The organism is Vibrio salinus (assembly GCF_021272385.1).
In the GTDB taxonomy this organism is placed as follows: domain Bacteria; phylum Pseudomonadota; class Gammaproteobacteria; order Enterobacterales; family Vibrionaceae; genus Vibrio; species Vibrio salinus.
Genome location: NZ_JAJSDZ010000010.1, coordinates 1,333,366 through 1,346,626, shown reverse-complemented (window position 1 = coordinate 1,346,626; position 13,261 = coordinate 1,333,366). Strand labels below are relative to the sequence as shown.

Below are 13,261 nucleotides of genomic sequence, written 5' to 3'. Positions count from 1 at the left end.
CGATGATTTAGTCTTCTGCTGTTTAATTCAATTCGAAAACTTCCAATTGAGTTTTCAGTTTGTTTTCAAATACGTCAGCCTGCATTGGTTTGCCATATAAATAACCTTGCCCATAATCGCATCCTTCTTCAATAATAAACTGTTCCTGCATTCGTGTTTCCACCCCTTCGGCAATTACCTGAAGATCGAGTTTTTTTGCAATCTGGATGATAGAACGAATGATATCCTGATCCTGAGGATTGTTTTCGATGGTTTCAACAAAGCTTTTGTCTATTTTGATGCAGTCAAACGGAAATTTTTTCAAATAGTTAAATGAGGCATAACCTGTCCCAAAATCGTCAAGAGATAAGGTAATTCCCAATTGATGAAGCTCCTCTAAAACCTCAGCTGCCATTTCTTCATCGGTGATTAATCCACTTTCTGTTACTTCAATTTCAAGGCTTTCAGGTGACAAAGAATGAGTTTCCAATAACTTTTGAACCTGATGAATAAACCGGATATCCATCAGTTGTTTCGCTGATATATTTACCGCAATTTTAAAATGAGGTGCGTATTTTTTCCAGGAAGCCGCTTTTTTGATCGCTGTTTTTAACACAAAACTTCCTACTTCAAATATAAGGCCATTTTTTTCTGCTAAATGAATTAATGTTTCACTGGAAATTTCACCTAGCAGAGGGTGTTTCCATCTTAATAATGCTTCTGCAGCAAGCCAGCGTTTTGTCAGTGGATTAACCTTCGGTTGGAAGTAAAGCATCAGGTCTCCGTTTCTGACCGCTTTGAGCAGATAGCTTTCCAGATGCTGAAGTCGGGTTTGGCTTTCGGATAGCAGATTTGAGTGAATGCAATATTTTTGTCCGGTATCTTTACAGGTGATCATAGCTGATGATGCCTGATTGATCAGAGATGATACACTGGTTGTACCAAAGCTATAAGAGACACCTATGTGGGTATGTAAGTGGATAGCCTGATTGTTGATTGTAAAGATTGATTTGCTGATTGATGCCAGCTCTTCGCATAATAGGATCGTTTCTTTTTTCAGTTCGTGTGAGTGAATTAGAACAATAATATCTGTTGCATTCGGTCTTGCGATGTTAATGTGGTCTTGCTGTATTTTGAACGAAAGCCGATCAGCAAATGCTTTGAGTATTTTTTCCCACTCATAAAAATTAAACTGAGTCTGAAGGTTTTTTGCATTTGCAAACCCGACATAAACAACGGCCACTTCATTTGGTGATTTAGATAGAGCCTGTTCCAGCTCCCTTTCCAGGGCATATCTGTTTAAAAAGCCAGTACCGAAATCGTAATTTTTGTGAAAGTCGAGTTCATTTTTTATCAGTTGATGCTGATTTTGTTCCAGTGAACGGAGTTTATTCAGAACCTCTAATTCAATTTTTTCGCAATATTCCTGCAGTAGATTTAATTCTTGTTGGGCTGGTGATCTTTCTGACAACATTGTTGCGGTGATTAAACCGATTGGCAGATTAGATAGTGCATCTGTTAGCGTAAAATATAAAATATTATAGCATTTATATCTTTCTCCGGTTGTCTGAAGAGGTTTCAGAAATTTCGTGGTAGGTAAGTGAGATTGATTCAGTGAATTTTTTAACTCAGATAACAGCAAGAACTTTTCATCTTGTTTTAAATTTAAAACTGTTAATGAACAGTGTGGGGAATTGTATAGCCAGATATTGAGTTGAATGTCGGTTAAATAGTGTTCAAAGACCGCCGTTGTGTTTTCCCAGTTTTTTAATAATTCTAAGAATAAGCCTGAATTTTTTAGCTCATTAATTGGCATAACACTTTATTCCCGCATGAATCTTGGACTTAACTAAAACGCTAAATTAGGCGTTATACGAAAGCATTTCGATACTTATAAAACCACAAAAGTGAAATGTTGAATAGGTGTTACGAAATGAATTTTGTCTTTTCTTTGAGAATTATAAGGGCAACTGGTCAACTTTCTGTTGCCCTTAACCATTCGTTAGTGTTTATTCTTCATCATTATTATACCCATTGAGCTGTAAAAATTGTTTTTTTACCGATTGGTATGATAAATCAGATGATAATTTTTCTGGCGTAAATTTTTTAAGTTTTTCAGTTACTGCTAACTGAATGTCTGAGGATAGCTCTGTTTCATCCAGCCTAATCAGGCGTTCACTATCGGTTTGAATATTATCTGGATCAGATAATTTTTCATAAAATAAGTGCATCATTTGTGATAAAGCATCTTCATTTCGATTCTGACTGTCCAGAACACTTTCTAAACAAGTTAAATAAGGGAGTAGTCCCGGAATGACGACGCTGGCTCGTGTGACCAGAGTTTTACAGACGACTGCATGTGCCGAGCCTCCAAAATTGGCCAGCTCCATGTTTAAACTGTGGCTGGTTTGGTGAAGATCGACTTTGGCGTGCCCAAGCGTCCCTTCGAGATAAATTGGGTTAGTTAATTCCGGGCCTATATAAGAAAACGCCAGAGTTCGACAACCATTCGAGATAGATTCCGAATTGATCAGCGTTTCTACCCAGGAAGCCCAGTCTTCTCCTCCCATCACTTTTTTTGTCGACAAAATTTCATCGTCTGTTGCCGGTGGTATTTCTACCTCAGACATACTGTCATCACTGAAATCGATAATATTAGTATGAAGAGGGGTATTCATTGGCTTAATTACAGCATGCCAAAACTCTTTTGAATTCGGTTTCCGGCGTTTTGTGCTGGCGATGCTGTAAACAATAAGATCGACTTCGCCTTCAAAGTAGGTTTCAATGGCTTCTATAACCTCAATTTTAGTTTGAGGAGAAAATACGTCTCCTTGAATATTGACGGCAGTATGACCATCAATTTCAGCAAAATGTTTGAACCATTGGTTGTTGTAATATCCGGCGTTAGCTTCACTGTGTGGAGTGGGATTAGTGTCCAGTGATACTCCGATCGTGTCGGCGTTTGCTTCTCCGAATGTTAAGGCGATTCTTGACGCTAATCCAATACCACTGGAGCTGCCCAGAATAAGAACCCGAAGTCGTTTATTGCAATGAATTGTGGCCTGTTTTACCCGTTGGATCTGCTTTTCAATTCTCTTCTTACAGCCAAGGGGGTGGGCATGCTTAACCGTGTTGTTGTGAATCTGAGGTTTTATAGGCATGTAGTCAGTTCCTATTTTGTTCAAACATGTTAACCATATCTTAACTTAACATGTAATTTATTGAGCTAAGCCATTAAAATATCCAGAATATGCTATTAGTTGGGTTCGAGTGAAATATGAGGCACGATATCTTGGGCTATCTGGCTGGCAATCCATGGTTGGGCCTGTTCGTTGGGATGTAAGCCATCATCTCTCATCCACTCGGGTTTCGTGACGACTTTTTCCATAAAAAAGGGAATTAAGGGGACGTTTAACTGCTGTGCAAGACCCGGGTAGATATTACGAAAAGCATCGCTGTAACGTTTGCCATAATTCGGAGGGATACGAATTTGCATCAGTATCGGGAACGCGCCTTCCAGCCGTATTTTTTTGATCATAGAAATCAGGTTTTGTTTTGTAATGTCGAGGGGGAATCCCTGAAGACCATCATTAGCTCCAAGCTCTATCAGGACATAGTCCGGCGCATTCTCAGACAAAAGTTGTGGCAGCCGGTTAATTGCAGATGAGGTGGTATCTCCTGAGATACTTCCATTTACAATATTAATATTGTATCCCTGCTGTAGTAAGTCATTATTAAGTAATGATGGCCAGGCTTTAGAAATTGGCATCTGGTATCCGGCACTGAGGCTGTCACCCAGAATCAGCAGGGTTTTTGATATTCCTGATGTTGAAAAAAACAGTAAAAAAACTAAGGAAAGTAAACGCATTATGAGTACTCCAGTTATCTCTGCTTCTAATATATCTAAGGTTGTATCGACAAAACAACATACGCTGACAATTTTGGAAAGCGTGAATATGAATATTTTCTCCGGTGAAACAGTAGCTATTCTTGGAAGCTCAGGAGCCGGCAAGTCAACTTTGATGTCATTACTGGCTGGACTGGATTCGCCATCGTCCGGAAACATTGAACTTTTGTCTGAGAACCTGAATGCGCTGACCGATGAGCAAAAGGCAGAGTTAAGAAGCCGGAAGATTGGATTCATTTTTCAAAATTTTATGTTGGTATCAACATTGAATGCGATTGAGAATGTGACGTTACCATTTCTTCTTCAGGGTAAAAAGGAAAACTGGGTGAAGGCAAAAGCGTTGCTTGATGCTGTGGGATTAGGGCATCGTTGCCAGCATATGCCTTCTGAATTGTCAGGTGGTGAGCAGCAACGGGTGGCGATTGCCAGAGCATTTATGATTAATCCACAGGTATTATTTGCAGATGAGCCAACCGGAAATTTAGATCAATCGACGGCTAAACAAGTCATTGAGATGTTGTTTGAGTTGAATGATAAGCATGATACAACTCTGGTAATTGTTACTCATGACCCTCAATTAGCAGATCGGTGCAGACGTCGGTTCATTATGAGTGATGGAACCATTAAAGAGGTAGGCACCGATGGCTGAGCGGTTTCCATGGCGGTTTTACTTTTCCTGGAGTTTCCGGGAATTAATGCGGGGGCATTTCTGGCCTGTCGTTCTGGCTATCATCCTGATTGTTGCCAGCGTGTTTTCTCTTTTTGCTTTGTCTGAAAGAATGTCTCAGGCTATCGATAAACAGGGTAAAGATGCTCTTTTAGCCGATATGGTATTTGAATCCGCCAATCCGCCTCCGGCGTCTCTTTTGGACATCCATAGTGAGGATAAAAGTGACACGTCACAGATGACCCGCTTTTACACCATGTTATTTGGTCGTAACGCCATGAAAATGGTGACGGTAAAGGCCGTACAGAGCAATTATCCGCTGAGAGGGCAGTTACAACTGGAAGGGGGCGCCGGGGATGCCCATCACGTTTATCCCGGAACGGTCTGGCTTGATAAAGGGCTAATGAGTGAATTGCAAACGCATATTGGTGATTTGGTTTCGATTGGAGATCTTGATGCCAGGGTGACCGGGGAAATTAAAGAAGAGCCGGGGATTAACTTTAACCCTTTCCGCCAGATGCCGACGGTGTATATTCATCAGAGTGACTTAGCGAAAACCGGTGCGATTCAGCCGGGTAGTCGGGTCAGATATTCCGTGTATATCAATGCCCCTGAAGAAAAACAGGCCGCTCTGAAATCTCAGATTCCTCTTAAAAGTGGTGACAAATGGCGTGATACCGGCGAAGAGAGCCGGGCATCCCAGATTTTTGAGAAAACTCGCCAGTATGTGTCAATGATTGTTGTGATCATTGTGTTGATGGCCTCGGCGACACTGGTGGTAACGGCTCAGTCGTATGTTAACAGCCGAAAACCGGTGATTGATGCGCTCAGATGTATGGGCGCGACACGTAAATGGATAATCCGTTGGTTACTGATTCAGTTGGGGCTTCTTTTAAGTGTTGCTATTACTGCAGGGCTTATTCTAGGTATCGGATTAGAGTATGTTCTGAGAATCCCGCTCAGGCCTCTGTTACCTGCCGTTATTTCGCCACTGACTGGCGAGCCTTATGCTATTGCCGTTACGTTTTGTTTACTGGTTGTTTTCTCTTCTGTCGGGATTCCCATCAGGCGTTTATGGCGGACTGATTCTATGAAGGACAGTTTCACCGGCCATATAATGACCTTTATTTTGATCATTATTCCTTTATTCAGTCTGTTTTTTTTGTTCAGAGGGAACCTGATTGTCTGGTTTATGCTGGGCGGCATTGCCGTTTTGTTTTTTGTGCTTTCCTGTCTGTCACTTTTGATTATTTTTATTACGAAGCGGTTTATCACTTACCCGGCTATTAAGTTGGCACTAATGAGGATGAGCCGTACAAGAATAGTAACAGGTTTACAGCTTGGTGTTCTTGGGTTGTCTTTGATGCTTATGGCGGTGATCTGGATGGCCAAACATGACTTATTTTCGGATTGGCGTTCTGTTCTTCCTGTGAATGGTCCCAACGTATTTGCATTTAATATCTCAGATAAGGAAAGAGCTCGTTATAGTCAGGAAATCGGTAACATTGCGACGGATATTTCGCAAATGTATCCGATATTGAGAGGCCGGATTACCAGGGTGAATAATGAAAATATTGTTGATCATGCCGGGGGTACTGATCAGAGTGATTCATTAAGACGGGAAATCAACTTTACCTGGGCTGACACTTTACCAACCTATAATGACATTGTTGATGGGACATGGAGTCATAAAAATGGGGTTTCCGTTGAGTCCAGGGTTGCTGACGAATTGAAACTTAAGGTCGGAGATATATTAACATTTGTGGCAAACAGTGTTTCGTTTTCTGCGACGATTAATTCAATCCGCCGGGTTGAATGGCGTTCAATGAAGCCAAACTTTTATTTCATTTTTACTCCGGATGTCATGAGGAAGTTTTCTTCTTCCTGGTTGGTGAGCTATCGTCTGTTACCTCAACATGATAGCCAATTGAATCAGATATCAAGATCTTTTCCAACTGTTAGTGTGATTGATTTAAGAATCCTGACGGAAAAAATTCAGAATTTACTAAGTAAAGTGGTGTGGGCAATTTCTTTATTGTCAGGTATTGCCGTGTTAGCGGGTTTTTTACTGGTAGTAACGGTTCTGCTGTTGAGTATCGACTCAAGGAAAAATGAAGTACAAATATACAGAACATTAGGTGCAAGTAAGAACCGAATTTTTCAGACATTATTATACGAATTTGGCTTGATGGGCTGTATTGCGAGTATTGTAGCGTATTTTAGTGCTGAAATTTTGATTCGTATCCTCAGTGAATACATACTCAATATCGATTCTTCTATGCATTGGGCTATGTTATTTGTTATGCCCGTTATGACGGTCGTAACTCTAATGATTCTTGTCCTGCGGAGTTCAAAATCACTGGTGAAGCCCTATTGAACAAAGTTGATGTTCAATAGGTCCGCAAATCTTAAAGATTTGCTCAACAGACAAATTAATTGAACATAGACTAAAGTTGCAATTTATCCACAGAAATAGTGGATAAAGTTTGGGATAACTTGATAAGTTTGCTGCCGATTATTCGACTCAAAGCTAATAAATACAATGGCTGTGCTTGAGTGTATATTTCAGTTTTATTAAAAAAATTAAACTCGAAATGTTGAGTCAAGTTATATTTTTTAAAATTTGTGTCTTGATATTGTTAGACTCCAAAGCCAGTTTTTCGTATAAAAATGTGATTTTAATACCGTTTTGAGTCCGGTATATTGATTTTACGTTATACAAAAAATTTGATTGTTTATGAGCAAAGTGGCGTAATAAATACAACAGAATTCTGACCCGGTATGCTACTGAAGTAAAGTTGCTGTTAAGTAGTAAAATAAATCGGTTAGTTTGAACAGAAGGGAACTGCCAGTCAACGGTATTTATTTGGTTCGTCGAACGCTTGTAACCACAATAGTTTCTGCTTTGCGCTGTTGGTACTTGGTTAGCCATCGTTGGTTTAGCATTCGCAAGAAATACAGGCTACCGCGTAACCACCAGTCTGCAAACATTCCGAGCCAGACGCCGTAGACGCCTAAATCCAATACAATGCCGAGTATGTAACCGAGTACGACACGGCAACCCCACATACTGATAATGGCAGAGTACATGGTGTATTTGACGTCTCTGGCCCCTTTAAAGGCCGACGGTAAGACAAAGGAAGCGGCCCAGACCGGCAGCATGATGGCATTAAGGTACAACAGATTAACGACCACATCGATGACCTCGGGATCGCTGGTATATCCCCGGGCAATCCATTCTGCCAGTGGGACACTGACAACCCCTAAGAGAATCAGTAAAATCGTCGCGACCCAGAAGATGAGCCGCATTTCCTGCGCTGCGGTTTTGGGTCTGTCCTGACCCAGGCGTTTACCGATGATAACGGTGGAGGCCATAGAGAGGGTATTTCCGGGAATATTCAGCAGCAGAATAATAGAAAAAGTGATGTAGTTACCGGCCATTGCGACGGTACCCATCCCGGCGACCATAACTTGTGTCAGCAGTTTACCGAAGTTAAACATCATCGATTCGATGCTGGCAGGGATACCGACACCAAGAATATCGTTCAATATGTTTTTCCGAAATGGCTGAAAGAAGGCCCGTAGAGGGACACTGAAGGTTCGGTTTTTCATCAGGCAAACCAGAATCATCAGTGCACCAATCCAGCGGGCCAGTGTAATACCGATGCCTGCTCCCAGTAGTCCGAATCCCTGCCATGTTCCGATTCCCCATTCACTCAGTCCGTAAATCAGCGGGTAGCTGATCAGAATGTTGAGAACGTTCATCAGAATATTACTGATGGCCGGCAGACGGGAATTTCCAACCGCCCGTAAGACGCCACTTCCGGCAAAAAGTATTGCCAGTGCCGGGAAGCTGAACGCGATGGTTTGTAAATACATTTGGGTGAGCCGTATGACTTCTGCTTCTGCTCCATAAGCGACAACTGACAGAATGGGGCCTGCAAAACACTGCACGATTATCCAGGCGACTAGGCTGAAAACCAGATTCAAGTTAATGGCATGCGCTGCTCCCCGGATACAGTTTTCACGATCATGCTTAGCGTATAACTGAGCGATGAACACTGAACCACCAAGCGCAATGGCGGTGAGAAATGAAATGACAATGAAGGTGAGACTGTCGCTGACGCCAACGGCAGCCGTATCCGCTTTGCCGATACGGCTGACCAGAATCGTGCTGGCTATGCTCATCAGAACGACGCAGGTCAGTTCGATGGCGATTGGCCAGGCGAAAGGCGCAACGTCCTGCGAAAGCAGGACTTTATGACGGTGCCGGATAAGCCGTTTCGTTTGTTTGGGCTCCGGTGGTGGTGGCATAGGATTATCTATGGATAAAGAGTCCGGTTCGTTTGCTTGCTCGGCAGGCACGTTTGAGTTCCTTTTGTTATTGGCCACAGGGTAGTGGCGTTGGTTCTTCGATTGTTTGCTGGTATATGACATCCAGGTCGTAAACAATTTTTATTTCTCCGTCGATTTTTTGCTCTCCGTGCAAATATCCACCCGTTGAAATTGCCACGGGAATTTGCTGATAACATCCTTTTCGGGCGGCTTCCAGGGCAATTAATGCATAAGGTGTCGGATCATCCAGACGGGCAAAGCGATGTTTCACGGATGGCAGGAAATAACCGTCAAAATAGTGCTCTCTTATCAGGTTTTCGCCGACGTTTTCGGCCAGCTCATAGAGGCGGTGGTCGCCAGTCAGCTGTTCTAATTCCAGCAATGAAAAGACCAGATAAGGTGACGCGATATCGGTTTCTTGCGCGACTTCGGTTGGATGCAGTGTTTGAGCGTTGAGCCGACCTAATTTGAAGCTGGCGAACATTTTGGCCGTGAGCGTTCTTAAGTCAGCATTGTCACTTCGGATACCGGCGCGTACCAGTGTGAGCAGGCAAGCCGGATCGGTTGGCTGACGTTTGAGTGTCGTCCCTTTGTCGCCATAATAACCGTCTCTCTGGAACACATAGCCGGTCATGTCCTGTCCGTTATTCCACATGGGGATTATTTCGTTGGTTGACTCATCCCAGGCGTATCTGAAATAGGCATTGATCCCGTCAATGACCCAGTCGGTCAGTTCGTCATCCTGCAGAAGATCGGCGCACTCTAGCATGGCCAGAGGATTATCAATGATGACCGGCCAGTTGTCTCTGAATAAGACATTGGCTTCCCGGGCTATCGCGCCAAATTCTTTTCCGAACTGACGCCGGGCCCGGTCACCGAACCAGGAGAACGTAATCCGGTCATCTTCCGGCTCCGGTTCTCTTTGTTTTGGCGAAGAGAACTGATACACCGGCATTAACGTTTCCGGATTCCGGGCCAGAACAAACTGATGGTACAAGTGTTTTGCCCATTTGCTGGCATCGCTATCTCCGGTGTATTTGTAGTAGTGACATGCGGCATAAATTAAGTCCGTTGAGGCATTGACAAAGGTCAGACCGACGGTTTCCGGTAGATCCGGCCAGAGCGAGGGATCAACAACCTGATGAGGTTCAAACTGGTGGAATATCCGGTCAGGGAAAGGTTGGCCATATTCACCATGTCTACTCAGGTCCAGTTTATGCCAGTCGGACACATGGGCTGCCCAGAATCCCTGCAGGTATTTGGTCGTTTTTTCCGGGGATACCTGATGGAGAAGATCGTAAAAAGGGAAGTGATGTTTGAGTTCATGGACACAGGCTTTCCCTGCCGGCCCTTCAATGTCTCCGGTGTCCCGGTTAATGAAACGGTGTCCTCCCCAGTGGAACAATCCGCTTTTAGGGTCGGAATAATGTTCAAGGAAATACTGGGTCAGTTGATGCGCCTGTTCGCGGTAGTGTGCATTACCGGTAATCTCACTTAATGCAACCAGACCCCGCATAAAGTTTTGTTGGCTGGCAAAGTTACTCATTGGTGCCCGGGAACCATCCGGGTAAGCCCAGTAGACCGGGCGTCCGTTATGAACGTCGATTCCATCGGCAAGAAGGGGGGTGGATTTTGCCTGTGCTTGTTTTGTCATTCGTTGATAATAGTCATTAAGCAAAGGCAGAAAGGAAGTTTTCATGTTCATGATCTCCGCAGGCTTGGTCGGGAAAAAAGTAAATGAAGAGGAGTGAGCCATCCCGGTTTTGGTTATATTTGAGTGTGTTCATCCCATGGTGTAGGGGACATATCATGTCAATCAATAAATGTGTCAATTGCTTATAATAAAAACGCGAAAACAGCACTCCGTTTACCGGAGTGCTGTGACGATTTTCCTTTTACGTTATTTGGCAATACGTTTCAATACGCGGTTACCACGACGGATAAAGTTTTTCGCAGATTTGGCCGGTGTAGACTGACCGTAATCCAAATGCTGCATTTCTTCCTCAAATAATTCCATTAACTGGGCATTATCAGTATAAGTAGTTGGCAAAATAGTTTGTGGCAGTGTTTGCGCCATTTTGTAACCCTGATATGGCAGGCTGGTTTCATCCAGATCACCTGATACTTTCAATGCATTCAGGCCTGCTTTACTTAATGGTACACCACGAGCCAGCCCCATTGCTTTCACTCCATCGGGATCGTTTAGAAGGAAGTTCACCAGTTTGGCGGCCGCTTCAGGATGTTTTGTGTTTCGGCCAATAGAAAACATCATTGAAGGACGAGCCAGCAGACCAGAGTCAGTAGCACCCGGAGCCATCGGATAAGGACCTAATTCCATTGATTGTGGTGGTTCCAAATTGTCTGCGTATTTAGGAATGGAGGTATTCCACATATACAGACCACCAAAGTGACCGTCAATCCATGGACGCATTTCGTTCATGTTTCCTTTACCATAAGACGCGAATACTTCGGTTGATGGAAACACATGATTTTTAACCATATCAACATAAATCTGGAAGAATTTGGTCATCTCTTCCGGGGTAAAATCCAGTAAATTGGTTTTATGGCTGATAATATCTTTACCGTATTTCTGGATAAAAATTGAACGGTTGATGGCAAACACGTCACGGGCTTCCACCACCAGAGGATAGTATCCATCGCCCAGTTTCGCTTTAAATGCCTGACCGGCTTTTTTGAAATCTTCCCAGGTTTTTGGATATTTCACGCCTGCTTTGGCCCAGCTATCTTTGTTATAGTAGAACACCCTGGAGGTAATACTGACAGGTAATCCATCAATTTTGCCTTGTACCGTGGTCATTTTAATGGCTTTTTCCGGGAAGTTTCCGATATGTAGCGCATCTGATTGAGCATTCATATCATAAAAGCCTTTCCCGTCACGAGAGAAGATTGGCAACCAGTTCCAGTTGGTTTGCATCACGTCAGGTTCAGTGTTACCTGCAATCTGAGTTGTCAGACGGGATAGGTGACCATTCCAACCGGTATATTCACCTTTAACTACGATGTCCGGATACTTTTCATGGAATTTTTCAAGGGCTTTTAATGTTGCCTGATGTCGGGAGCTTCCCCCCCACCAGGACATTCGCAACTCAGTTTGTGCCGAGGCTGCTGTTGCAACCATTGTGCCAAGAGCAACCATGGTGAGTGTTGTTAGTAGTTTTTTCTTAATCATGAGATAGTCTCCAAGATATTTATTATTTTTGAGTAGGTAGAGAAATATTCACTTCTGTTTCTTTGTCAAAAATATGTGCTTTGTTCATGTCAATCATGAACGTGACATTCTTCTGTAACTGCATGTTTAATTTTTCTTTGACGTCATCAATTGGAACACGGGCTGTAAATTCATTTTTGCCGATGGCAAAGTAAACAAACACTTCATGCCCCATATTTTCCATCCGGACGACATCACCCTGGATGGTTTGAATCGAATCATGGTGAGAGCCTTCAGCTAATGACAACGTAATGTTATCTGGCCGGATGCCTAAAACGGTTTTATTGAATCCGTGATTGCGAATGCTGAGAACTTTTTCCGCTGGTAAGCTCAGTCTCTGGCCTTCAATATCTACAACCAAATCGTCACCGTCATCGACGAGTGCCACATCGGCCATGTTCATTTCCGGGGCACCGATAAAGCCAGCGACAAACATATTGACCGGGTTGTTATAAAGCTCTTCCGGCGTATCCACCTGCATAATTTCACCCAGTTTCATCACACAGATACGATCACCCATCGTCATCGCTTCTGTCTGGTCATGGGTAACATACACAGCCGTTGCAGGGCGTTTTTCTGATTTCAGGTGTTTGTGAAGGTCAGAAATACGGATCCTCATTGATGCTCTGAGTTTTGCATCCAGGTTGGATAGTGGTTCATCAAATAAAAACACTTCCGGTTTTTTCACGATGGCACGTCCGACGGCAACCCGTTGTGCCTGACCACCGGATAACTGACGAGGTAAACGATCAAGTAGTTCTTCAATTTCCAGAATATTGGCGGCATCATTTACGCGTTGATTGATTTCGCTCTTCGGTAATTTTTGCAGTTTCAGACCAAAGCCGAGATTTTCACGGACAGTCATATGGGGATACAGTGCATAGTTCTGGAATACCATGGCAATTCCCCGGTCTTTCGGAGGTAGATTATTCACCACCCGACCTCCGATCAGGATTTCACCACCGGTGATATTTTCCAGCCCCGCCAACATTCTCAGTGTGGTCGATTTTGCACAACCAGACGGACCGACGATAACCAGAAATTCTCCATCTCTAATAGTTAAATCAACACCGTGAACGGCTTTAAATCCGTTTGAATAAGTTTTCTCTAATTTATTAAATTTTACTTCAGCCATTGTGTTATC

9 protein-coding genes are annotated in these 13,261 nt (G+C 43.3%); 2 read left to right on the top strand and 7 right to left on the bottom strand.

What is annotated here, in order from left to right:
* Positions 1-22: 22 nt before the first annotated feature.
* The 3 genes from LRQ06_RS19615 to LRQ06_RS19605 all read right to left on the bottom strand — a co-directional run bounded on the left by LRQ06_RS19615 (position 23) and on the right by LRQ06_RS19605 (position 3,850).
* On the bottom strand, positions 23-1,795 hold the full coding sequence (locus LRQ06_RS19615; protein WP_232768731.1) for a putative bifunctional diguanylate cyclase/phosphodiesterase: 1,773 nt from the start codon (positions 1,793-1,795) through the stop codon (positions 23-25).
* Positions 1,796-1,988: 193 nt separating this feature from the next.
* Positions 1,989-3,140 (bottom strand): enoyl-[acyl-carrier-protein] reductase FabV, encoded by a 1,152-nt coding sequence (gene fabV, locus LRQ06_RS19610; RefSeq protein ID WP_232768730.1) that lies wholly within the window; start codon positions 3,138-3,140, stop codon positions 1,989-1,991.
* Between the two features lie 95 nt (positions 3,141-3,235).
* Positions 3,236-3,850, bottom strand: coding sequence for an arylesterase (locus tag LRQ06_RS19605; protein WP_232769020.1), 615 nt, complete (start codon positions 3,848-3,850; stop codon positions 3,236-3,238).
* On the opposite strand from LRQ06_RS19605, the gene LRQ06_RS19600 reads away from it, so the two are divergent.
* A complete protein-coding gene (locus LRQ06_RS19600) occupies positions 3,849-4,535 on the top strand; it encodes an ABC transporter ATP-binding protein (protein WP_232768729.1) in 687 nt (228 codons plus the stop codon). The genes LRQ06_RS19605 and LRQ06_RS19600 overlap by 2 nt on opposite strands.
* Positions 4,528-6,930, top strand: a complete 2,403-nt coding sequence (locus tag LRQ06_RS19595; protein WP_232768728.1) for an ABC transporter permease — start codon at positions 4,528-4,530, stop codon at positions 6,928-6,930. The genes LRQ06_RS19600 and LRQ06_RS19595 overlap by 8 nt, the downstream gene beginning before the upstream one ends.
* 485 nt (positions 6,931-7,415) lie before the next feature.
* Here LRQ06_RS19595 and LRQ06_RS19590 read toward each other — a convergent pair whose 3' ends face one another.
* From LRQ06_RS19590 to LRQ06_RS19575, 4 genes are all read right to left on the bottom strand, one after another.
* On the bottom strand, positions 7,416-8,918 hold the full coding sequence (locus LRQ06_RS19590; RefSeq protein WP_232768727.1) for an EmmdR/YeeO family multidrug/toxin efflux MATE transporter: 1,503 nt from the start codon (positions 8,916-8,918) through the stop codon (positions 7,416-7,418).
* A 16-nt stretch (positions 8,919-8,934) separates the two neighbouring features.
* Positions 8,935-10,587: a pectate lyase gene (locus LRQ06_RS19585; RefSeq protein WP_232768726.1), complete on the bottom strand. Its 1,653-nt coding sequence runs from the start codon at positions 10,585-10,587 to the stop codon at positions 8,935-8,937.
* A gap of 201 nt (positions 10,588-10,788) precedes the next feature.
* Positions 10,789-12,078, bottom strand: a complete 1,290-nt coding sequence (locus tag LRQ06_RS19580; protein WP_232768725.1) for an ABC transporter substrate-binding protein — start codon at positions 12,076-12,078, stop codon at positions 10,789-10,791.
* 22 nt (positions 12,079-12,100) lie between these two features.
* Positions 12,101-13,252 (bottom strand): ABC transporter ATP-binding protein, encoded by a 1,152-nt coding sequence (locus LRQ06_RS19575; protein WP_232768724.1) that lies wholly within the window; start codon positions 13,250-13,252, stop codon positions 12,101-12,103.
* Between the last annotated feature and the right edge of the window lie 9 nt (positions 13,253-13,261).